This is a genomic window from Pseudomonas sp. GW822-FHT01E03 (assembly GCF_058802985.1).
The window spans coordinates 134,793-155,851 of the sequence record NZ_JBXAOQ010000007.1; the positions used below are offsets into that span (position 1 = coordinate 134,793).

Below are 21,059 nucleotides of genomic sequence, written 5' to 3' on the forward strand. Positions count from 1 at the left end.
GGTTCAAAGCTCCGCGTACAGGCGTCCGGGGTTGAAGATACCCCGTGGATCGAGCTGTTGTTTCAGGTTGCGGTGATAGCGCATCAGGGCCGGGGGCAGAGGCTGGAATGGAGTGTCGGTCAGGCCGTGGCTGAAGCAGGTGGCATGGCCACCGACCTCGTCGACGACCTGGCGGATGTACGCCGCTTCGACATCGGATTTCAGCCAGCGCTGGGCGCCCCCCCAGTCGATCAACTGGCGCCCCGGCAACGACAGAAGCGGCGTGTTGTGCGGCAGTGACAGGCGCCAAAGCGGTTGGTCTTCATCGAAGAAACTCAAGCGCTGTTCGTTGAGATCGTCCCACCAGCAAGACTCCAGCCGTTCGCCTCCGAGGCGCTCATGGGCTGCCGATACCGAACCTTCACCGCCCTCAAGCCGCAGGTGCAGGCGTGAACCGTCGTGACAAGCCGCGCTGATCGGCAACGGCTGCTGGCCCCATTCCGCCAGGCGCAACAAGGCCCGTTCGGCGTCCATTTCCAGGCTGATACTGAGGCACTGCCGGGGTTTGGGCAGCACTTTGAGGGACACTTCGGTAATCAGCCCGAGGCTGCCGTAACTGCCGGTCATCAGGCGCGACAGGTCGTAGCCGGCGACGTTTTTCATCACCTCGCCACCGAAGCGCAACAGCTTGCCTTGCCCTGTGATGACCCGCGTGCCGAGGACGAAATCGCGCACCGAACCGGACCACGGGCGCCGTGGCCCGGACAGCCCGCAGGCGATCATGCCGCCGACGGTGGCGTTGTCGCCGAAGGACGGTGGCTCGCAGGGCAGCATCTGTTGCGCGGCGTCCAGTACCTGAGTCAGTTGCGACAACGGTGTGCCGCAACGGGCGGTGATCACCAGTTCAGTCGGGTCGTAACTGACGATACCCCGGTGCGAGCGGGTGTCGAGAATTTCCCCGGCCGTGGTGCGGCCGAGAAAGGCTTTGCTGTTGGAACCCTGGATGCGCAAGGGCGTGGCGTTTTCCAGCGCCTGATTGACTTGTTCCAGCAGCGACTGGCTGTCATCGAAATCTTCAGGGCCGTGCATCAGAAGCGCTCCAGCTCGGGGAAGGGCAATTGACCGCCATGTATGTGCATGGCGCCGAATTCGGCGCAGCGGTGCAGGGTCGGAATGTTCTTGCCGGGGTTGAGCAGGCCGCTGGGGTCGAAGGCGGCCTTGATGGCATGGAACAGGGTCAGCTCATCGCTGTTGAACTGCGCGCACATCTGGTTGATCTTCTCGCGGCCCACGCCGTGTTCACCGGTGATGCTGCCGCCGACCTTCACGCACAACTCCAGAATCTTGCCCCCCAGGGCTTCGGCTCGATCAAGTTCACCGGGTTGATTGGCATCGAACAGGATCAGCGGGTGCATGTTGCCGTCGCCGGCATGGAACACGTTGGCCACCCGCAGGCCGTATTCGTTCGAAAGCTCGGCGATGGCGTGCAGTACGCCAGGCAGTTCGCGACGGGGAATGGTGCCGTCCATGCAGTAGTAGTCCGGCGAGAGGCGACCCACCGCCGGGAAGGCATTCTTGCGCCCGGCCCAGAACAGCACGCGCTCGGCTTCGTCCTTGGCCTGGCGTAACTCGGTGGCGCCGGCCTGTTGCAGTACCTGGCGCACCCGGTCGCAGTCATCTGAGACATCGGCTTCAACACCATCGAGCTCGCACAGCAGAATGGCCTGGGCATCCACCGGATAACCGGCGTGGATGAAGTCCTCGGCGGCGCGGATGGCCAGGTTGTCCATCATTTCCAGGCCTCCGGGGATGATGCCGGCGGCAATGATGTCGCCGACGGCGCGCCCGGCTTTTTCCACGGAATCGAACGCCGCCAGCAGCACTTTGGCGGTCTGCGGCTTGGGCAGCAGCTTGACCGTGACCTCGGTGATCACCCCGAGCAGGCCTTCGGATCCGGTGAACAACGCCAGCAGGTCGAAACCGGGGGAATCGAGGGCGTTGGAGCCCAGGCTCAGGTGCTCGCCATCGACGGTGAGGATGTCGACCTTGAGCACGTTGTGCACGGTCAGGCCGTACTTCAAGCAGTGCACGCCACCGGCATTTTCCGCGACGTTGCCGCCGATGGAACAGGCGATTTGCGACGACGGATCCGGCGCGTAATACAGGCCGAAGGGTGCCACTGCCTGGGAAATCGCCAGATTGCGTACGCCGGGCTGAACCCGTGCGGTACGGGCGGCTGGATCGATGTGCAGGATGTTGTTGAAGCGCGCCATCACCAGCAGCACGCCTTTCTCCAGGGGCAACGCGCCGCCGGACAACCCGGTGCCCGCGCCACGGGCCACGACGGGGACGCGCAGTTCATGGCAGACCCGCAGCACCCCCTGGACTTCGTCGATGGATCGGGGCAGCACCACCAGCATCGGCGTGGTGCGATAGGCCGACAGCCCGTCGCATTCGTAGGGCTTGGTTTCCTCGCGCTGATGCAGGATCTCAAGAGCTGGCAAGCGGGTTTTCAGGGCGTGCAACAGCGCCTGTTTGTCGACGTCGGGCAAGGCGCCGTCAACGCGTTCATCGTAGAGAATGTTCATCGGCGCTCGACACTCGTTTTGTTGATGCGTGAGGTCTGTATTCGCGGTCCACTGTCTTAATCATTGGCCCGTCAGGCTCAGCTGTCCATGGGATCGTTGTCTGCTCGACGTACCACCATCCATAGATGTGGGAGCGAGCTTGCTCGCGATAGCGGCAGACCAGTCGACATCTATGTTGAATGACACTCCGCCATCGCGAGCAAGCTCGCTCCCACAGGGATCAATGTCCGCCCACCACCATATGGCTGAACGGTGCGACGTAGGCCTGCAGCGTCACCAGGCCACCGACCAGGATCGCCAGCACAATCGAGTGGAAGAACACGTAGCGCAGGATTTCCCCTTCATGGCCGTACCAGCGGGTGGCGGTGGAGGCGACCACGATCGACTGGGCGTCGACCATCTTGCCCATGACCCCGCCGGAACTGTTGGCTGCAGCCATCAACACCGGGCTGATACCCAACTGCTCGGACGTCACCCGTTGCAGGCCGCCGAACAGCACGTTGGACGCGGTGTCTGAACCTGTCAACGCCACGCCGAGCCAGCCGAGCAGGGTGCCGAACATCGGGTAGAAAATGCCCGTCGCGGCGAAAGCCAGGCCCATGGTCGCATCCAGGCCCGAGTAGCGCGTGAGGAAGCCCAGCGCGAGCATCGCCACTATGGTGATCAGCGAATAACGCACCACCCACAAAGTGCGCAGGTACTGGTGAATCAGTTGCGGGATCGAGTACCCCATCAGCAAACCGCCGACAATCGCCGCCAGCAGAATGCCGCTGCCGGTGGCGGTGAACCAGGTGAACTTGTACACCGCTTCTTCGGTTTTCGGCGCGGCCACCACGGGCGGGACTTTCTCGACCTGCAAGTGCAGGGTGGTGAAGGTCACGACCGGCGCAAACAGCGGGTTCGCCTCGCGCATCGGCTTGCCCTGAGGATCGAGCTTGGCGGCACTGGTTTGCGGGTCGATGGCGGGGCGGGTGTCGAAGGTGTTCTTGAAGCCCTGGGTGCCCCAGATGAACACGAAGACCGTGAGGATGAGCCACGGCATCCACGCCCGCATCACTGCCGGTTTTGCTTCATTGGCAAAGGTTGCAGTGGGTACAGGCTTTTCGTCGTGCTCGGCGTCGATCTTCGAGTTGTCGACCCGGCCGGACAGGGCGGCGGAGGTATGCACGGTGGCCGGTTTCCACATCTTGAGGAAACCGGTCAGGCAGGCCATGGAAATCAGTGCGGCGATCACGTCCACCAGCATCGGCCCGTGATAGTTGGACACCAGGAACTGCGGCACGGCAAAACTGACCCCGGCCACCAGGATCGCCGGCCAGATTTCCACCATCTTGCGCCAGCCGGCAAAGGCCCAGATCAACCAGAACGGCACCAGCACCGAGAAGAACGGCAACTGCCGGCCGACCATCATCGACAGCTCCATTTCATCCAGTCCGGTGACCTTGGCCAGGGTGATGATCGGTGTGCCGAGGGCGCCGAACGCCACGGGGGCGGTGTTGGCGATCAGTGCCAGCCCTGAAGCGGCGAGCGGCGAAAACCCCAGCCCGATCAGAATCGCCCCGGTCACCGCCACCGGCGTACCGAAACCGGCGGCGCCCTCGAAAAACGCCCCGAAGCAGAAGGCGATCAGCAGCAATTGCAGGCGCCGGTCATCGGTGATGCGCGCCAGGGAGTCTTGCAACACCTTGAACGAACCGTTCTCGGTGGTCAGGCGATGCAGGAAGATGATGTTCAACACGATCCAGCCAATCGGCAGCAGGCCGTTGGCCGCACCGAACAGCGCCGCGGAACCGGCCATGTTCGCCGGCATGCCGAAGGCGAAGATCGAGATCAGCAAGGCCGAGACCAGGGCGAGCAACGCCGCCAAGTGCGCCTTGATATGAAAAAACGCGAGGGCCGCCAGCATCACCACCACCGGCACAGCCGCCATGAGCGTTGAAAGCACCGGGTTACCGAACGGATCGTAGACTTGCTGCCAGACCATGTTCCACCTCTGCTTTTTATTGTTGGACGTGCAGATCCCCTGAGGGAAGGTGGCCTTGAGTATAGGTGGCGTTGCGCCGCTGTCAGGGCCGGCCTCCGGTCCTGCCAATCGGCGCATTCCGGAGGGCTGAGCTAGCATGGCCAGTAGGGTTTGAATTCAGTCAGGGGAGCAATGCAGTCATGACCGAGCGCCATATGGAGCACAAGGAAACGCTATCGAACGGATGCAACATCAAAGTCAAGGCAGAGATATTGAAGGACGGTTCGTTGGGCATGTTCATCGGTGTCTATCGGCCGGACGGCTCGGCCATCGATGAGAACCACGACCCGCGGCCGCACATGCTGGACATGGAAGCGGCGATGGATTGGGGGATTGATATTGCCAAGGGGATCGGCAATAGCCAGCGAACGTTGTGAGCGGTTGCCGTCCGTGCCCGGGCGACCGGCGGTCGCTGTCAGAACCCGAACGAACGGGCCGAGCCTTTTGCCAGTTCGACGTCCAGCAGATGCTCGACCAGCACGTCATTCAAAAAACGGAACTGATCATTGAGCCCGACCACTTCGTTGCTGAAGTGAAGATCGGCTGCCGGGATCAGCAACGCCTCGAACTTCTCGTCGAACAGAAGAGTCAACTCTTTACGTGACTCGAATTCCTGCGCGTAGAAATTGTTGCCGAACACCGGAAAACGTACGGCGAGGGTGACAGTGTGAATCATGATGTTTGTTCCTCGCTCAGGACGTACCAGGCAAACACACTCAATGTGAACGCCGTCAGGGTCAGGCAGGTCAGCAGATGGATCAGCATGAGGTTCCCCTCCGATTCGGGGTTTCGTGTTGGCTTGGAATTGATCCTACGCTGACGGCGTTCAAGCGGAAGGCAATCGCGGCGATGGTGAATATCGACGCAAGTGATGGTGGTTTTTGTGTTGTTGATGCGGACCCCTTCGCGAGCAAGCCCGCTCCCACAGGTTCACCGCCGACCAGGGTGGGAGCGGGCTTGCTCGCGAAGGCGGCCTCAAGGGCACCGCCACCTATACTTAAACCGATGGTTTCGAGTGTCGGGCATTTCGTCCGGTGCACACTGCGGGAAGTCGCAATCTTGAGCCTGCGTTCGCTGATCGTCGCCGTGCTGGTGGTGTTGGCGGGGTGCGCCACACCGCCGCGTGCGCCAGTGGAAGTGGCGCCGGTCATCGTCTCAACGAGCACCTGGCAGCAAGTGGACCGGGAGATCGTCGCTGCGTCGCAGTCAGCCACCGAGCAAACCAGAATCTACGCCCGCGGCGCCATGGAGTACTGGCGCACACGGGTCTATGAGTTGACCGAACAGAATTTCATTCCGTGGTTCAGCAGCTACTGGACCCAGGAATGGCTGTCGGTGAAGGTCAGCTGGTACACCCTCAGCGCCAAGGGTGAGCAGGACGCATCGGAAAAACGCCTGGCGGCGTACCTGCTCGAAGCCTATCAGGAGAAGGTCCTGGCCCCGGCGGCATTGGAAGTCGATCCCGATGCGATTCTCGGTCTGGCAGCGGCGTTCTACGTCGACATCCTCAAGGAAGAGCTGCAGAAAACCTCCACCCGCCACGGCGTGCCGATGGCCCAGCTCAACGGGCGCATCCAGAAAATCCCGGCCATCGCCCTCGGGCCGCCGCCAGCGCGGGACGCCTCGTTGTACCAGATCGTGCACACCGAATCGCTGATCACCTTGCCGGCCTTCGCCGCGCTGGTCGACAAAATCCACAAGGCCGGTGGCGACAAGGGGGTGGGTTCGACTGACACCGCGATGGCGCCGGTGGCCAGGCGCGCCAGCCGGCGGATGGAAGCCGAGATGGCCCCGCGCGGGGCCGCCAGCGCCGTGGCCGCGGCAGCCGGGAGACTCGCCGGTGGCTTGATCACGATAGGGGTGGCGGGCATTCGCGCACTGATTCAGGCCAATGACCGGCCCGACAGCGAGGCGCTGATCCGCAGCAGCCTGGGCAATACCTTCGACAAGGCCTGGCTCAAACTGGTGCAGAACCCGACCACCGGCGTCATGGCTGGCACGCTTTACATGGCGGGGCAGATCGAAGGCAGCCTGGCGGTGAGTACTGAACCACCGGTCGGTTTGAGTACCGGCGCTGTCGATTGGACGCCAGCGCAATCGACTACCCAGCAGAACACCCCATGACCCAAGGAGAAATACTCATGTCTTATGTCGATGGTTTTATCGCTGCCGTACCCACCGCCAACCGTGAGCAATACATCAAACACGCCGAAATCGCCGCCTCGATTTTCAAGGAAAACGGTGCCTTGAGCGTGGTCGAATGCTGGGGCGAGGATGTCCCGGAAGGCAAGGTCACCTCGTTTCCAATGTCGGTGAAGCTCAAGGAAGGCGAAACCGTTGCCTTTGGCTGGATCGTCTGGCCGGACAAGGCCAGGCGCAATGCCGGAATGGACAAGATGATGCAGGACCCGCGCATGAAGCCGGACGTCAATCCGATGCCCTTCGATGGCCAGCGCATGGTGTACGGCGGGTTCGAATTGCTCTTCCAGGCCTGACGCCGCACGCGGGGTCACTCCGGCGTCGGGGTGATCCTGCAACTCTTGCGCTGGCGGATCTCGTCGTCCGTCGGCCGCTCGCGGATGAACTCGAAGCGCGGCTCGCCTTCGCTGTAGTGCACCAGCCAGCCCCATTCCAGCTTGAGTTCATCCTGGCCGGGCTCGGGCGGTCTGGCCCACCATGGTTCCTTGCTGATGATCTGTCGCATGGCCCCCTCCGGTTTTTCGGGATGCTAAAACTATAACGCGCCTGCCCCACGATGACAGAAATGCGCTGGTCGGCAGGCGGGTGTTGAGTACACTCAGGCAGTCTTCCCACGAGGTGTCCGGCATGAACGACGAATCCCGCGAGCCGTTCAAGCGTCTGTTCTTTGCGCTGAACTGCGCCCCGGCCCAGCGCCGGGAGATAGCGCAGTGGCGCAGTGCGCTGCAACTGCGCAACGGACGGCCGGTGCCGGTGGAAAACTTTCACCTGACGCTGAAGTTTTTGGGGGCGGTGGGCACGGCGCAGATTGCTGATATCTGTACCGCTGCGGCGGCGATCCGTACACCGGGCGAGCGCTTGACGGTGGTGCTGGATCGGTTGGACGTGTGGCGCAGGGCAGGGGCGCTGGTGCTCGCACCGGAGCAGGCGCCCCCGGCATTGTTGCGCCTGGTGTATGCCCTGGAACAGGCGATGTTGCCGTTCGGCCTGGAGCAAGCCCCAAGGGAATACCGTCCGCACCTGACCCTGGCGCGGGACTATCGGGCACCGGTGCCGGAGTCCGCAACGGCGCCGGAATTCTTCCTGCGTGCCGACCGGTTCACCCTGTTCGAATCCCACAAGGGCCGCTATCGGGCGCTGGCCGAATGGCCTTTGATCGATCCCCAATAAAAAAGGCGCCCGAGGGCGCCAAAATTCACCTGAACCGAGGGAGCCAGGTGAGGCCGTTCTACTTGCAGGAGAGGCAGCGGTGGTAAGGCGCTGCGTGAACGGAAATGGGTAAAGCTGAAATGTGTGCTGGCTGTTCTGGCCTCATCGCGAGCAAGCTCGCTCCCACAGGGGGGGAGCGTCGTTCGCACATCATTGGTTCAACACGGACCACTGTGGGAGCGAGCTTGCTCGCGATGGCAATCTCAGGCTCAGCAGATCAACTGAGTGAATTACTGGCCCAACTTCACCTTGGTCCAGCCACGGGTCATGATCCGCTGGACGGCAATCGGCTGGTCCGGCACGGCATAGAGCGTGGCCATCACCGCTTCCGGCGGGTAGGAGCCCGGATCGTTGCGGATCGCTTCATCGACCAGTGGCGTGGCCGCAGCGTTCGCGTTGCTGTAGCCGATGTTGTTGGTGATGTCGGCAATCACGTCGGGGCGCATCAGGAAGTTCATGAACAGGTACGCGTTCTCGACGTTGGCGGCATCGCGCGGGATGGCGAGCATGTCGTAGAAACTGGCGGCGCCTTCTTTCGGGATGATGTAGTCGATCTTCACCTTGTCCCCGGCTTCCTGGGCGCGGGCCTTGGCCTGCAGCACGTCGCCGGAGTAACCGACGGCCACGCAGATGTTGCCGTTGGCCAGGTCCGAGATGTATTTCGACGAATGGAAGTACGCCACGTTCGGGCGAATCTTCATGAACAGCGCCTCGGCTTCGGCGATGTGCTGTTTGTCCTGATCGTTCACCGGGTAGCCCAGGTAGTGCAGGGCGGTCGGGATCATTTCAGTCGGCGAATCGAGGAAACTGATGCCGCAGGCTTTCAGCTTCTCGGCGTTTTCCGGTTTGAACAGCAGGTCCCAGGAGTTGGTCGGGGCGTTGGCGCCGAGCACTTCCTTGACCTTCTGGGGGTTGAAGCCGATGCCGATCGAACCCCACATGTACGGGATGGCGTGGGCGTTGTCGGGATCGCTCGCGGAGGCGTTTTTCAGCAGCACCGGGTTGAGGTTTTTCCAGTTCGACAGCTTCGACTTGTCCAGTTCCTGATAGACACCGGCCTTGATCTGCTTGGCCAGGAAGCTGTTGGACGGCACGACGATGTCGTAGCCGGATTTGCCCGCCAGAAGGCGTGCCTCAAGGGTTTCGTTGCTGTCGAAGACATCGTAGGTGACCTGGATGCCAGTCTCTTCCTCGAACTTCTTGACGGTGTCCGGGCCAATGTAATCCGACCAGTTATAGACGCGCAGAACCTTGTCATTGGCCTGGGCGCCGGTGGCGATTGCGCCCAATAAGGACAGTGTCAGCAGAGTCCTGCCAAACATTTTCATCGGTACAACTCCATTTTTTTATTCAAAAACACAAAACAGTGAACACAACACCTGTGGCGAGGGGGCTTGCCCCCGTTGGGTCGCGCAGCGGCCCCAAAACCGGATTTCGCGGTGTTTCAGTTACACCGAACGCACTGGTTTTACGGTTGCTGTGCAGCCGAACGGGGGCAAGCCCCCTCGCCACAAAGAGCAAACCACAGCGTCTTAGGCGGTGGCTTCCAGCATTTTCTTTTCAGGTTGCTGCCAGGATTCGCTGGCGGTCTGGTCCATGGCTTCCTGGATCGCGCGCTTGCGGGTGGCTTCGGCACGACGGCTGAAGTACCAGACCATGAAGGTCACGATCGACACTGCCAACAGGATCAGGCTGGCCACGGCGTTGATCTCGGGCTTTACGCCCAGACGCACCGCCGAGAACACCTCCATCGGCAGGGTCGTGGAACCCGGGCCGGACACGAAGCTCGCCAGCACCAGGTCATCCAGCGACAGGGCGAACGACATCATGCCGCCGGCCGCCAGTGACGGCGCGATCATCGGAATGGTGATCAGGAAAAACACCTTGAACGGCTTCGCACCCAGGTCCATGGCCGCTTCTTCGATGGACAGGTCCAGTTCGCGAAGGCGGGCGGAGACTACCACCGCCACATAGGCGGCACAAAACGTGGTGTGGGCGATCCAGATCGTGACGATGCCACGCTCCATCGGCCAGCCGATCAACTGCGCCATGGCCACGAACAGCAGCAACAGCGACAGGCCGGTGATCACTTCAGGCATCACCAGCGGCGCGGTGACCAGGCCACCGAACAGCGTGCGGCCCTTGAAGCGTGTGACGCGCGTCAGGACGAACGCCGCCAGCGTCCCTAGTGCGACTGCCGCAATCGCGGTGTAGCAGGCGATTTCCAGCGAGCGCAGCACCGAACCCATCAACTGGCTGTTGTCGAGCAAACCGGCGTACCACTTGATCGACCAGCCACCCCACACCGTCACCAGCTTGGAGGCGTTGAACGAGTAGATCACCAGAATCAGCATCGGCAGGTAGATAAACGACAGGCCGAAAATCAGCATGAACTTTGAAAATCCGAAGCGTTTCATCCCCGTGCCTCCATCTCTTTGGCCTGGCTGCGGTTGAACAGCAGAATTGGCACAATCAGGATCAACAGCATGACCACCGCCAGGGCGGACGCCACTGGCCAGTCGCGGTTGTTGAAGAACTCTTGCCACAACACACGGCCGATCATCAGGGTTTCCGGGCCGCCCAGCAGTTCCGGAATCACGAACTCACCAACCACCGGAATGAACACCAGCATGCAACCGGCGATGATGCCGTTCTTGGCCAAAGGCACGGTGATTTTCCAGAAGCTGTTGAAGGTGCTCGAACCCAGGTCCGATGCGGCCTCCAGCAGGCTCTGGTCATGTTTGACCAGGTTGGCGTACAGCGGCAGCACCATGAACGGCAGGTATGCATAGACGACGCCTATGTAGACGGCGATGTTGGTGTTGAGGATCTCGATCGGGTGCGACGTCAGCCCGGTCCACATCAGGAACCCGTTGAGCAGGCCGTTGTTGCTGAGGATGCCCATCCACGCATAAACGCGGATAAGGATCGCGGTCCAGGTCGGCATCATGATCAGCAGCATCAGCACGTTCTGCGCTTCCTTGCTGGCCTTGGTGATGGCGTAGGCCATCGGGAAACCGATCACCAGGCACATCACGGTGCTGAAAAATGCCACCTTCAACGAGCCCAGGTAGGCAGACAGGTACAGCTCATCCTCGCCCAGCAGGGTGTAGTTGCCGATGTTGAGCAACAGCTGGAATTTCTGCTCGGCGAAGGTGTAGATCTCCGAGTAGGGCGGAATGGCCAGGGCTGCTTCCGAGAAGCTGATCTTCATCACCAGGAAGAATGGCAACATGAAGAACAGGAACAGCCAGATGAACGGAATCCCGATGACGAACTTGCGCCCGCTGGGGACCCACCTCAGGAATTGCTGATTGAAGGTTTTCATGCGCGCAGTACCACGCCGCTGTCGTCTTCCCACCACACGTAGACCTGATCGTCCCAGGTCGGACGCGCACCACGGCGTTCGGCGTTGGCCATGAACGACTGGACGATCTTGCCCCCAGGCAGTTCGACGTAGAACACCGAGTGCCCGCCCAGGTAGGCGATGTCATGCACTTTGCCAGCGGACCAGTTGTAGCGGTTATCCGGCTTGACGGTGCTGACCAGCAGTTTTTCCGGGCGGATCGCGTAGGTGATCGACTTGTCCTGCACCGAAGTGCTGACGCCGTGACCGACGTAGATCTTCTGCTCCAGGTCCGGGCTGTGGATGATCGCGTGACCTTCCAGGTCCTCGACCACGGTGCCGTCGAAGGCGTTCACGTTGCCGATGAATTCGCAGACCATGCGGCTGACCGGTGCTTCATAAATGTCCACCGGACTGCCGATCTGGGCGATCCAGCCCAGGTGCATGATCGCGATGCGCTGGGCCATGGTCATGGCCTCTTCCTGGTCGTGGGTCACCATCACGCAGGTCACGCCCACGCGCTCGATGATCTCCACCAGCTCCAATTGCATCTGCGAACGCAGCTTTTTATCCAGTGCGCCCATCGGTTCGTCGAGCAGCAGCAGCTTCGGACGCTTGGCCAGGGAACGGGCCAGGGCCACGCGCTGACGCTGGCCGCCGGACAGTTGGTGCGGCTTGCGCTTGGCGTACTGGGTCATGTGCACCAGGCGCAGCATCTCCTGCACCCGGGCGTCGATTTCGGCCGCTGGCAAACGGTCCTGCTTGAGGCCGAAGGCGATGTTCTGCGCTACCGTCATGTGCGGGAACAGCGCGTAGGACTGGAACATCATGTTGATCGGTCGTTCGTACGGCGGCATGTCGGTGATGTCGACACCGTCGAGCAGAATCCGGCCTTCGGTCGGGCGCTCGAAACCGGCGAGCATGCGCAGCAGGGTCGATTTGCCGGAACCGGAACCACCGAGCAGGGCGAAGATTTCACCCTGGTGGATTTCCAGGGACACATCGTCCACAGCGATGGTTTCGTCGAACTTCTTGGTGACGCGATCGATTTTCACCAACACCTTTTTCGGTGCCTGGTGACCCTCAAGAGCCTTCCTGTAGATGCTGGAGGCGTTTGCCATGTGAAACTCCCAACAGGTTTCAGTCGCCCGGCCAACACGGCCCGGCTTAATAGTGGATTGCAAACCCGTATCGGGGACTTCGGTCAGAACGCAGACCCTGTGGGAGCGAGCTTGCTCGCGATGAGGCCGGCACAATCGACATTGATGTCACCTGACACATCGCTATCGCGAGCAAGCTCGCTCCCACAGGGATTTGCGTTTGCTGATCGAACTCACCCATACCGCTCGGGTTTATTCGGCGCCGCCATCCTGGCTGCCTGGTCGTACTTGTTGTTATTGCAGTGTGTTGTTTTCGCGAGCGGGGCACGCACAAGCGCCTGCCCGCTCGCGTTGGGCAGTCAATCGTTGAATGTGGGTATCAGGTCGTCAGCTCGAGTGACGCAGTGCCGCCCGTTGCCGGCAGGCTTCGCCGAACGCCTGGAAAATACTCAAATAAGGAGGGTTGTTCAGCACTTGCCATTCCGGGTGCCATTGCACGCCGAGGGCAAAGGCCTTGCTGTGCTCGACGGAGATCGCCTCGATCAGGCCATCGGGCGCGACGGCTTCGGCGCGCAGGCCGGGCGCGAGGCGGTCGATGCCCTGGCTGTGAATCGAGTTCACCTGGAACACCGCAGGCAGCTCCAGCGCTTCGAACACACCGCCGGGCTGCACATTCACCTCATGGGCGGGTGCGTATTGCACGGCCAGGTCCGGATGGTCGGCCTCGCGATGGTCGAGCAAGCCAGGCAGCTCATGGACCTTCTGATGCAGGCTGCCACCGAACGCCACGTTCATTTCCTGGAAACCACGGCAGATGCCGAGCACCGGCACGCCCGCTGCAATAGCGGCGCGGATCAGGGGAAGGGTGGTGGCATCCCGCGCCGGATCATGATCCGTGCCGGGGGCGCTGTCGGGGCCTTGATAGTGGAAGGGTTCCACGTTCGACGGCGAGCCGGTCAGCAACAGACCGTCGAGCTGCGGCAGCAGGTCATCGATTTCGGTCAGGTCGCCTAAGGAAGGAATAACGACAGGCAGCCCCCGCGCCGCAACGCTGACAGCACGCAAGTACTTGTCACCGCTGATGTGGTAGGGGTGCAGGCCAATCTGTTTGACGCACGCAGTAACGCCGATCAATGGCTTGAGTGCCATTTTTATCACCTCGAAGTTTCACACTTGAACGAGCTTTTCCGGAGCTTAGCCTTGTTGATTTTAATTAACAACTCTCATGTAAAAAATTCTAAACGCCGCACGTCCGATCTTCAGGGTTTACGCGTGTTTGAGGGCGTATCTGGCACTCTCGTCCCCCTGAGAGGCCCGAAAATAAACGTTGAAAGGCCAGGTGTTCGCTATTGACTTCACTTTGCCTTTCGGATTGACTGGGCTCGTGAAAGGGCGGTGAACATAATAATTAACAGTAAAAAAATAGGTGCATCATGTCGGTCCCTCTGCGTGCCGTTCAACTCAACGAAGCAAACGCATTCCTTAAGAAACATCCTGAGGTTTTGTACGTCGACCTTCTGATTGCGGATATGAACGGTGTGGTGCGCGGCAAGCGCATCGAGCGCACCAGTCTTCATAAGGTTTACGAGAAAGGCATCAACCTGCCGGCCTCTCTGTTTGCTCTGGACATCAATGGTTCCACGGTGGAAAGCACCGGCCTGGGTCTGGACATCGGCGATGCCGACCGGATCTGCTACCCGATCCCCGGCACCCTCAGCATCGAGCCATGGCAGAAGCGCCCGACCGCGCAACTGTTGATGACCATGCACGAAATCGAAGGCGAGCCATTCTTCGCCGACCCGCGTGAAGTGCTGGCCAATATCGTGCGCAAGTTCGACGACATGGGTCTGACCATCTGCGCCGCGTTCGAACTGGAGTTCTACCTGATCGACCAGGACAACGTGAACGGTCGTCCGCAATCGCCACGTTCGCCGGTGTCCGGCAAGCGTCCGATGTCGACCCAGGTGTACCTGATCGACGACCTCGACGAATACGTCGATTGCCTGCAAGACATCCTCGAAGGCGCGAAAGAGCAGGGCATCCCGGCTGACGCCATCGTCAAGGAAAGCGCCCCGGCGCAATTCGAAGTCAACCTGCATCACGTGGCTGACCCGATCAAGGCGTGCGACTACGCGGTCCTGCTCAAGCGTCTGGTGAAGAACATCGCCTATGACCACGAGATGGACACCACCTTCATGGCCAAGCCGTATCCGGGCCAGGCAGGTAACGGTCTGCACGTGCACATTTCGATTCTCGACAAAGAAGGCAACAACATCTTTGCCAGCGAGGATCCCGAGCAGAACGCCGCGCTGCGACACGCGATCGGCGGTGTGCTCGAGACCCTGCCGGCGCAGATGGCGTTCCTTTGCCCGAACGTCAACTCGTACCGTCGTTTCGGCGCACAGTTCTATGTACCGAACTCGCCGAGCTGGGGAATCGATAACCGCACCGTGGCCGTGCGTGTACCGACCGGCTCCAAGGACGCTGTGCGCATCGAGCATCGTGTAGCCGGTGCCGACGCCAACCCGTACCTGCTGATGGCATCGGTATTGGCTGGTGTTCACCACGGTCTGACCAACCAGATCGAACCGGGCGCCCCGGTGGAAGGCAACAGCTACGAGCAGAACGAGCAGAGCCTGCCGAACAACCTGCGCGACGCACTGCGCGAGCTGGACGACAGCGAAGTCATGGCGCGCTACATCGACCCGATGTACATCGACGTGTTCGTGGCGTGCAAGGAAAGCGAGCTGGCCGAGTTCGAGAACTCCATCTCGGACCTTGAGTACAACTGGTACCTGCACACTGTCTGACGGCGTTGGCGGCACACACAAATCCTGTGTGCACCGCCAAACCCTGTGGGAGCGAGCTTGCTCGCGATGAGGCCATCACATTCAACATGGATGGCGTCTGACCCACCGCTATCGCGAGCAAGCTCGCTCCCACAGGGATTGCGGTTCTTTTCAGATTCTTATTCCCCTGCGTCGAGTCACAACCATGACAAACACTCGCAGCGATTGGGAGCAGCGCTTCCAGTCCCTAACCATCGAAGGTCGCGCATTCATTGACGGCCAATACTGCGCAGCCGCCAGCGGCGCGACGTTCGAATGCATCAGCCCCGTGGACGGTCGTTTCCTGGCGAACGTCGCCAGCACCGACGAAGCCGACGCCAATGCAGCGGTCGCCGTGGCGCGCCGCACCTTCGAGTCCGGCGTGTGGGCCAACCTGGCCCCGGCCGAGCGCAAGCGTATCCTGATCCGTTTCGCCGACCTGATCCTGGCGAACCAGGAAGAACTGGCCCTGCTCGAAACCCTCGACATGGGCAAGCCGATCAGTGACTCCATGAGCATCGACATTCCGGCGACCGCCAACGCGATCCGCTGGACCGCCGAAGCCATCGACAAGATCTACGACGAAGTCGCCGCCACGCCCCAGGATCAACTGGGCCTGGTGACCCGCGAAGCGGCCGGCGTGGTCGCGGCCATCGTGCCGTGGAACTTCCCGCTGATCATGGCCAGCTGGAAATTCGCCCCGGCCCTGGCGATGGGCAACTCGTTCATCCTCAAGCCTTCGGAAAAGTCTCCGCTGACCGCGATCCGCATCGCGCAGCTGGCGCTGGAAGCGGGCATCCCGAAAGGCGTGTTCAACGTTTTGCCGGGCTACGGCCACACCGTCGGCAAGGCACTGGCGTTGCACATGGACGTCGACGTGCTGGCCTTCACCGGCTCCACGGCGATTGCCAAGCAGCTGATGGTCTACGCCGGGCAGAGCAACATGAAACGCGTCTGGGCCGAAGCCGGGGGCAAGAGCCCGAACGTGGTGTTCGCCGACGCGCCGGATCTACGCGCGGCAGCACAGGCGGCGGCCAGTGGCATCGCCTTCAACCAGGGTGAAGTCTGCACTGCCGGTTCTCGCTTGCTGGTGGAACGTTCGATTCGCGAGCAATTCATTCCATTGTTGGTGGAAGCCCTGCAAGCCTGGAAACCGGGCCACGCCCTCGACCCTGCGACCACCGTCGGCGCGGTCGTCGACCAGCGTCAACTGGACAACGTACTGCGCTACATCGGCATCGGCAAAGAGCAGGGCGCCGAACTGATCGCCGGCGGCAGCCGCACCCTCGAAGACACCGGTGGCCAGTACGTGGAACCGACGATTTTCGACGGCGTGACCAACGCCATGACCATCGCCCGGGAAGAAATCTTCGGCCCGGTGCTGTCGGTCATCACCTTCGACACCTTCGATGAAGCCCTGGCGATTGCCAACGACAGCATCTTCGGCCTGGCCGCTGGTGTATGGACCAGCAACCTGAGCAAGGCCCACACCTTCGCCCGTGGCCTGCGTGCCGGCAGCGTCTGGGTCAACCAGTACGACGGCGGCGACATGACCGCGCCGTTCGGCGGGTTCAAGCAGTCGGGTAACGGTCGGGACAAATCGCTGCACGCGTTCGACAAGTACACCGAACTCAAGGCGACCTGGATCAAGCTCTGATAACAATAAAGCGACGGTCGCCGGCTCTGTCGGCGGCCATCGGAGAACTGTATGAAACAAGCACATGTAAACAGCTACTACGCCGCCACCCGCAACTTCACCGGTGATTTCCCGCTGCTGGAAGGGGCGGTGGACTGCGACGTCTGCGTGATCGGCGCCGGCTACACCGGCCTGTCCTCGGCCCTGTTTCTCGCCGAAGCGGGCTACAGCGTGACCGTGCTCGAAGCGGCCAAAGTCGGTTTCGGCGCCAGCGGTCGCAACGGTGGTCAACTGGTCAACTCCTATAGCCGCGACGTCGATGTCATCGAAGAGCGCTACGGCGACAAGACTGCCGAAGTCCTCGGCAGCATGATCTTCGAAGGCGCCGACATCATCCGTCAGCGCATACAGCACTACGACATCCAGTGCGACTACCGCCCCGGCGGCATCTTCGCGGCGATGAACAAAAAGCAACTCAAGGGCCTGGCCGAACAGAAGAAGAGTTGGGAACGTTACGGCAACAAGAACCTGAAAATGCTCGACGCGGCCGACATCAAGCGCGAAATCGGTTCCGATGCCTATGTCGGCGGCCTGCTGGACATGCAGGGCGGCCACATTCACCCGCTGAACCTGGCCCTGGGCGAGGCCTCGGCCATCATCGGCCTGGGCGGCAAGATCTACGAGCAGTCGGCGGCGGTGGAAATCACCTACGGCGAGCCGATCACCGTGCGCACCGCCAAAGGCGTGGTGAAGGCCAAGTACCTGCTGATCGCCGGTAACGCCTACCTGCCGCAAGGCCTGGACAACCGCGTGACCAGCAAGAGCATGCCGTGCGGTTCGCAGATCGTCGTCACCGAGCCGTTGTCTGAAAAGCAGGCCCGAAGCCTGATCACCAACAACTACTGCGTGGAAGACTGCAACTACCTGCTCGACTACTACCGCCTGACCGCCGACAACCGCCTGCTGTACGGCGGTGGCGTGGTCTACGGTGCTCGCGAGCCGGACGACATCGAACAGTTGATCCGCCCGAAGATCCTCAAGACCTTCCCGCAATTGAAGGACGTGAAGATCGACTACCGCTGGACCGGCAACTTCCTGCTGACCATGTCGCGCATGCCGCAATTCGGCCGTATCGAGAAAAACGCCTACTACATGCAGGGCTACAGCGGCCACGGCGTCACCTGTTCGCACCTGGCCGGCAAACTGATCTCGGAAATGATCCGTGGCGACGCCGAACGCTTCGATGCGTTTGCCTCGCTGCCGCACATGCCGATGATCGGCGGGCGTACCTTCTCGGCGCCGTTGACCGCCCTCGGCGCGGTGTACTACTCGCTGCGTGACCGTTTCGGCATCTAAGCTTTACCTCGCCGGCGGCATCTCCCCAAAGGGTGCCGCCGGCTTTTTAATACCAGAAACACCAAATCCCCTGTGGGAGCGAGCTTGCTCGCGATAGCGGTCTGATATTCGACATTGATGTTGACTGACCCGCCGCCATCGCGAGCAAGCTCGCTCCCACAGGTCTTGTGTCTTGACCCAGAATTATCATCAACAGGTTCTTTTTTTCAGCCGTTTATCGAACCTGCTGAGCATTACCAACAAACGTGATTTAATAGCCGCCTTTCACGTTTCCGGGACCGGAAAACGGCGTGATCCGCGCCTGCACTCCACCCCTCCATTATCCCTGTAGGAGCGAGCCTGCTCGCGAAAGCGTTGGTTGAGTCGACATCAATGTTGAAGGTCAGATCGCAATCGCGAGCAAGCTCGCTCCTACGGGTTGGCACATAAGGCTGTCATGGACACGGGCTCACGACTCAAATTAGTACGCGAAAGCTACAAACTGTCCCAGCGCGAGCTGGCCCGGCGTAGCGGCGTCACCAATGCAACCATCTCCCTGATCGAACAGAATCGGGTCAGTCCTTCCGTCAGCTCCCTGAAGAAATTGCTGGAGGGCATCCCCATGTCCCTGGCCGACTTCTTCACCTTCGATCAGCCGCCGCGCGAACACCAGTACGTCTTCCGCGCCAACGAACAGCCTGACCTCGGCCGCCATGGCCTGCGCTTGCTGCTGATCGGCGCGTCCGTGCCAAGCCGGCAGATGCGCCTTCTGCGCGAGCAATACGCACCGGGCGCAAGCTCCGGCGAAGAGCCGATCGTGCATTCCGAAGGCGAGGAGTGTGGGTTGGTGACCCGGGGTACCGTGGAGTTGACCGTGGATGGCCAGGTGAGTGTGCTCAACGCCGGGGACGGCTATTACTTCCCGACGACCTTGCCGCACCGGTTTCGCAATATCGGGGCAGATGAGGCGGAAATCATCAGCGCCAATACACCGGCGAACTTCTGATAACCGCTTTTCGGGCAGGGATCATCAGGATCCAGCCGTTAAAACCCGCCTCTGATGCGGGTTTTTTTATAATTTGAATCTGGTTTGGCCGGGCATCTTGAATGTGCAGTGTTGGTCATTTCCAATGTTCAAGACGAAATACTGCACCCTTTGCGGGTTATTTCGATCTGTTGGTAGTCGGCACGCGTTTCTTTCTGCAGGGTGGCCAACAGAGATAAAGTGGCTTGCGGGTCATTGAGCGGTAATGTCTTGAGTACCTCGACATCAACATCCCACCACTTGCTGTTGATCAGCGCCTCAATCAACTCGGGTGTATGCCGATACTTGACAACTTTTGCCGGGGTGCCAGCAACAATGGCGTACGGTGGCACGTCATGGGCAACCAGGGCGCGGGTTGCGATGACAGCGCCGGTGCCTATGGTCACGCCTTCCAGGATCATCGCGCTATGGCCTATCCAGACGTCATGCCCTATCGTGATGTCCGCAACCTCCGGGTCGTAAACCAGCGCAGTGTCGGTATATTGAAAGGGATGTGAACTGAGCCAGTCCAGCGGATGCGAGCTCTTTTGTTGGCCGATAAAACAGCTGCTGCCAATGGAGCAAAACCTGCCAATGGATGAGACCGCCGAAAGGACGCAGTCACTGCGGATATAAGTATGCGCACCGATTTCCAGCTTTTTTGACTCTATGACCACATGCCCAAGCGTCACGCCTTCTTCTAGGGTCACTGTCGATCTTTTGTGCAGCGACAATAAACCGCCCGCCACTTTGCATTTGTGTTTGCGGATCCATCTTTTCCAGTAACTATTTCGCAAGTAACTAATTATTGTTTTCATGAACCGCTGTCTTGGATATCCGTTATCGGGCATGGCCCGGCCCCATGAGCCAACGGCGAGTCTAAATGAATCGGCCGGGGTAGATGAACTTTTTAGACGTTACTCAAAAACGGTTTTTGCGCGTTTCAGTCTGCTGATGGCTGCTGTAGCCAACTGAACGGTGGCCATTGAAAACCCGCAGAAATGCGGGTTTTTTTTGCTTGAACAATGTCACTGCTTCTTCGGCCCCTCAAACCCTCGCTGCTCGATCACCCCAAACACATCCCGCACATCCTGAAGCAGAATCCGCGAAATGTTGGTCACGGTGTTGATGTCGTTTTCGGCGTAGTCGGGGAGGCTGGTGCAGGCCATGAGGTTGAGGTATTGCAGGACGGCGTTGAGGCGTTCGGCGGCGCAGTTGTGGAGTTCGCGCAGCGGGGCGTCGCTGTCGATGAGGAGGACGGGGTAGCTGGTGGAGATTTGTTTCATGGGGGTGAAGCGGGGATCCGGACTGTTAGTCGTCATAAGTAAAACTTCCTCGTATCTGTAAGAAGAACTACTCCCGGTCGCTGCGATTCGAATGGGGTGGTAGCTATGTGCGGGTTCGCAGACCGAGGATACGAGGAACCCGGCAGACCCGAAGATCTCCCACACACAGCCACCATAAAGCGACATGCGGGCGCAGATGCGACCGTCATCGGCTTGATGGACTGCAAGGTTACTACACGTATCTACAGGGCTGCGAAACCCTGTCGCCAATTCAAGTCAGCGACGGGCGCACATTAGGTGTCGATCTCCAGCACTGCAACCGGCCTGTAGGACGCCAAATGCCCCCTGTGGCGAGGGAGCTTGCTCCAGTTCGACGGCTCTGCCACCGTAAAACCGGGCACTGCGATGGGTCTGAGGAAATGAGTTGCAAAGGATCAGGGCCGCTTCGCAGCCCAGCGGGAGCGAGCTCCCTCGCCACAAAGGGACAAGTCCTACAAATTTTCCAG

The 21,059-nt window shown here is 60.6% G+C and carries 20 protein-coding genes; 8 read left to right on the top strand and 12 right to left on the bottom strand.

Going from position 1 to position 21,059, the window contains the following annotated elements:
- Nucleotides 1–3: 3 nt before the first annotated feature.
- The 3 genes from glcE to AC1RP7_RS15880 all read right to left on the bottom strand — a co-directional run bounded on the left by glcE (nucleotide 4) and on the right by AC1RP7_RS15880 (nucleotide 4,551).
- On the bottom strand, nucleotides 4–1,068 hold the full coding sequence (glcE, locus tag AC1RP7_RS15870; protein WP_493182628.1) for a glycolate oxidase subunit GlcE: 1,065 nt from the start codon (nucleotides 1,066–1,068) through the stop codon (nucleotides 4–6).
- On the bottom strand, nucleotides 1,068–2,567 hold the full coding sequence (gene glcD, locus AC1RP7_RS15875) for a glycolate oxidase subunit GlcD (RefSeq protein WP_218497694.1): 1,500 nt from the start codon (nucleotides 2,565–2,567) through the stop codon (nucleotides 1,068–1,070). Before glcD ends, glcE begins: the two co-directional genes overlap by 1 nt.
- A gap of 220 nt (nucleotides 2,568–2,787) precedes the next feature.
- The gene (locus AC1RP7_RS15880; protein ID WP_493182629.1) at nucleotides 2,788–4,551 is read right to left on the bottom strand and encodes an L-lactate permease; all 1,764 of its coding nucleotides are present in this window, start codon (nucleotides 4,549–4,551) and stop codon (nucleotides 2,788–2,790) included.
- Between the two features lie 179 nt (nucleotides 4,552–4,730).
- Between AC1RP7_RS15880 and AC1RP7_RS15885 the strand changes: the two genes are divergently transcribed.
- Entirely contained in the window at nucleotides 4,731–4,967 is a 237-nt protein-coding gene (locus tag AC1RP7_RS15885) for a hypothetical protein (protein ID WP_090456183.1), read from the top strand.
- Nucleotides 4,968–5,005: 38 nt separating this feature from the next.
- On the opposite strand, the gene AC1RP7_RS15890 is transcribed toward AC1RP7_RS15885, so the two are convergent.
- Complete coding sequence (locus tag AC1RP7_RS15890; RefSeq protein WP_493182630.1) at nucleotides 5,006–5,266, bottom strand: hypothetical protein; 261 nt, start codon at nucleotides 5,264–5,266, stop codon at nucleotides 5,006–5,008.
- Nucleotides 5,267–5,649: 383 nt separating this feature from the next.
- Between AC1RP7_RS15890 and AC1RP7_RS15895 the strand changes: the two genes are divergently transcribed.
- Nucleotides 5,650–6,714, top strand: coding sequence for a hypothetical protein (locus AC1RP7_RS15895; RefSeq protein WP_493182632.1), 1,065 nt, complete (start codon nucleotides 5,650–5,652; stop codon nucleotides 6,712–6,714).
- Nucleotides 6,715–6,731: 17 nt separating this feature from the next.
- Nucleotides 6,732–7,085 carry a DUF1428 domain-containing protein gene (locus AC1RP7_RS15900; protein ID WP_102671872.1) on the top strand — a complete coding sequence of 118 codons (354 nt, stop codon included), beginning with the start codon at nucleotides 6,732–6,734 and terminating at the stop codon, nucleotides 7,083–7,085.
- 14 nt (nucleotides 7,086–7,099) lie between these two features.
- On the opposite strand, the gene AC1RP7_RS15905 is transcribed toward AC1RP7_RS15900, so the two are convergent.
- Nucleotides 7,100–7,294 carry a hypothetical protein gene (locus tag AC1RP7_RS15905; protein WP_056727280.1) on the bottom strand — a complete coding sequence of 65 codons (195 nt, stop codon included), beginning with the start codon at nucleotides 7,292–7,294 and terminating at the stop codon, nucleotides 7,100–7,102.
- Between the two features lie 122 nt (nucleotides 7,295–7,416).
- On the opposite strand from AC1RP7_RS15905, the gene thpR reads away from it, so the two are divergent.
- A complete protein-coding gene (thpR, locus tag AC1RP7_RS15910; protein WP_493182634.1) occupies nucleotides 7,417–7,959 on the top strand; it encodes an RNA 2',3'-cyclic phosphodiesterase in 543 nt (180 codons plus the stop codon).
- Between the two features lie 269 nt (nucleotides 7,960–8,228).
- Here the strand turns inward: thpR and AC1RP7_RS15915 are convergent, their stop codons facing one another.
- The 5 genes from AC1RP7_RS15915 to AC1RP7_RS15935 form a co-directional block, all read right to left on the bottom strand.
- Nucleotides 8,229–9,326, bottom strand: a complete 1,098-nt coding sequence (locus tag AC1RP7_RS15915; RefSeq protein ID WP_493182636.1) for a polyamine ABC transporter substrate-binding protein — start codon at nucleotides 9,324–9,326, stop codon at nucleotides 8,229–8,231.
- Between the two features lie 204 nt (nucleotides 9,327–9,530).
- Nucleotides 9,531–10,415, bottom strand: coding sequence for an ABC transporter permease subunit (locus tag AC1RP7_RS15920; protein ID WP_340316946.1), 885 nt, complete (start codon nucleotides 10,413–10,415; stop codon nucleotides 9,531–9,533).
- Nucleotides 10,412–11,326: an ABC transporter permease subunit gene (locus AC1RP7_RS15925; protein ID WP_150814396.1), complete on the bottom strand. Its 915-nt coding sequence runs from the start codon at nucleotides 11,324–11,326 to the stop codon at nucleotides 10,412–10,414. Before AC1RP7_RS15925 ends, AC1RP7_RS15920 begins: the two co-directional genes overlap by 4 nt.
- Nucleotides 11,323–12,465 (bottom strand): polyamine ABC transporter ATP-binding protein, encoded by a 1,143-nt coding sequence (potA, locus tag AC1RP7_RS15930; RefSeq protein ID WP_102672777.1) that lies wholly within the window; start codon nucleotides 12,463–12,465, stop codon nucleotides 11,323–11,325. The genes AC1RP7_RS15925 and potA overlap by 4 nt, the downstream gene beginning before the upstream one ends.
- Nucleotides 12,466–12,831: 366 nt before the next feature.
- Nucleotides 12,832–13,593: a gamma-glutamyl-gamma-aminobutyrate hydrolase family protein gene (locus AC1RP7_RS15935; protein WP_090456170.1), complete on the bottom strand. Its 762-nt coding sequence runs from the start codon at nucleotides 13,591–13,593 to the stop codon at nucleotides 12,832–12,834.
- Nucleotides 13,594–13,877: 284 nt separating this feature from the next.
- On the opposite strand from AC1RP7_RS15935, the gene AC1RP7_RS15940 reads away from it, so the two are divergent.
- The 4 genes from AC1RP7_RS15940 (at nucleotide 13,878) to AC1RP7_RS15955 (ending at nucleotide 19,249) form a co-directional block, all read left to right on the top strand.
- Nucleotides 13,878–15,254, top strand: coding sequence for a glutamine synthetase family protein (locus AC1RP7_RS15940; RefSeq protein ID WP_090456168.1), 1,377 nt, complete (start codon nucleotides 13,878–13,880; stop codon nucleotides 15,252–15,254).
- Nucleotides 15,255–15,438: 184 nt separating this feature from the next.
- Nucleotides 15,439–16,929: an aldehyde dehydrogenase gene (locus tag AC1RP7_RS15945; RefSeq protein WP_493182638.1), complete on the top strand. Its 1,491-nt coding sequence runs from the start codon at nucleotides 15,439–15,441 to the stop codon at nucleotides 16,927–16,929.
- A 51-nt stretch (nucleotides 16,930–16,980) separates the two neighbouring features.
- Nucleotides 16,981–18,264 carry an NAD(P)/FAD-dependent oxidoreductase gene (locus AC1RP7_RS15950; RefSeq protein ID WP_493182640.1) on the top strand — a complete coding sequence of 428 codons (1,284 nt, stop codon included), beginning with the start codon at nucleotides 16,981–16,983 and terminating at the stop codon, nucleotides 18,262–18,264.
- Between the two features lie 436 nt (nucleotides 18,265–18,700).
- Nucleotides 18,701–19,249: a cupin domain-containing protein gene (locus AC1RP7_RS15955; RefSeq protein WP_007975263.1), complete on the top strand. Its 549-nt coding sequence runs from the start codon at nucleotides 18,701–18,703 to the stop codon at nucleotides 19,247–19,249.
- 128 nt (nucleotides 19,250–19,377) lie between these two features.
- Here the strand turns inward: AC1RP7_RS15955 and AC1RP7_RS15960 are convergent, their stop codons facing one another.
- Both AC1RP7_RS15960 and AC1RP7_RS15965 read right to left on the bottom strand, forming a co-directional pair.
- Nucleotides 19,378–20,085, bottom strand: a complete 708-nt coding sequence (locus AC1RP7_RS15960; RefSeq protein WP_492624317.1) for a CatB-related O-acetyltransferase — start codon at nucleotides 20,083–20,085, stop codon at nucleotides 19,378–19,380.
- Between the two features lie 210 nt (nucleotides 20,086–20,295).
- A complete protein-coding gene (locus AC1RP7_RS15965) occupies nucleotides 20,296–20,589 on the bottom strand; it encodes a fructose-bisphosphate aldolase (protein ID WP_493182642.1) in 294 nt (97 codons plus the stop codon).
- Nucleotides 20,590–21,059 lie beyond the last annotated feature (470 nt).

Coding starts and splice junctions, on each gene's coding strand:
- glcE (WP_493182628.1), bottom strand. CDS start 1,068: ATGCACGGCCCTGAAGATTTCGATGACAGCCAGTCGCTGCTGGAACAA.
- glcD (WP_218497694.1), bottom strand. CDS start 2,567: ATGAACATTCTCTACGATGAACGCGTTGACGGCGCCTTGCCCGACGTC.
- AC1RP7_RS15880 (WP_493182629.1), bottom strand. CDS start 4,551: ATGGTCTGGCAGCAAGTCTACGATCCGTTCGGTAACCCGGTGCTTTCA.
- AC1RP7_RS15885 (WP_090456183.1), top strand. CDS start 4,731: ATGACCGAGCGCCATATGGAGCACAAGGAAACGCTATCGAACGGATGC.
- AC1RP7_RS15890 (WP_493182630.1), bottom strand. CDS start 5,266: ATGATTCACACTGTCACCCTCGCCGTACGTTTTCCGGTGTTCGGCAAC.
- AC1RP7_RS15900 (WP_102671872.1), top strand. CDS start 6,732: ATGTCTTATGTCGATGGTTTTATCGCTGCCGTACCCACCGCCAACCGT.
- AC1RP7_RS15905 (WP_056727280.1), bottom strand. CDS start 7,294: ATGCGACAGATCATCAGCAAGGAACCATGGTGGGCCAGACCGCCCGAG.
- thpR (WP_493182634.1), top strand. CDS start 7,417: ATGAACGACGAATCCCGCGAGCCGTTCAAGCGTCTGTTCTTTGCGCTG.
- AC1RP7_RS15915 (WP_493182636.1), bottom strand. CDS start 9,326: ATGAAAATGTTTGGCAGGACTCTGCTGACACTGTCCTTATTGGGCGCA.
- AC1RP7_RS15920 (WP_340316946.1), bottom strand. CDS start 10,415: ATGAAACGCTTCGGATTTTCAAAGTTCATGCTGATTTTCGGCCTGTCG.
- AC1RP7_RS15925 (WP_150814396.1), bottom strand. CDS start 11,326: ATGAAAACCTTCAATCAGCAATTCCTGAGGTGGGTCCCCAGCGGGCGC.
- potA (WP_102672777.1), bottom strand. CDS start 12,465: ATGGCAAACGCCTCCAGCATCTACAGGAAGGCTCTTGAGGGTCACCAG.
- AC1RP7_RS15935 (WP_090456170.1), bottom strand. CDS start 13,593: ATGGCACTCAAGCCATTGATCGGCGTTACTGCGTGCGTCAAACAGATT.
- AC1RP7_RS15940 (WP_090456168.1), top strand. CDS start 13,878: ATGTCGGTCCCTCTGCGTGCCGTTCAACTCAACGAAGCAAACGCATTC.
- AC1RP7_RS15945 (WP_493182638.1), top strand. CDS start 15,439: ATGACAAACACTCGCAGCGATTGGGAGCAGCGCTTCCAGTCCCTAACC.
- AC1RP7_RS15950 (WP_493182640.1), top strand. CDS start 16,981: ATGAAACAAGCACATGTAAACAGCTACTACGCCGCCACCCGCAACTTC.
- AC1RP7_RS15955 (WP_007975263.1), top strand. CDS start 18,701: ATGGACACGGGCTCACGACTCAAATTAGTACGCGAAAGCTACAAACTG.
- AC1RP7_RS15960 (WP_492624317.1), bottom strand. CDS start 20,085: ATGAAAACAATAATTAGTTACTTGCGAAATAGTTACTGGAAAAGATGG.
- AC1RP7_RS15965 (WP_493182642.1), bottom strand. CDS start 20,589: ATGACGACTAACAGTCCGGATCCCCGCTTCACCCCCATGAAACAAATC.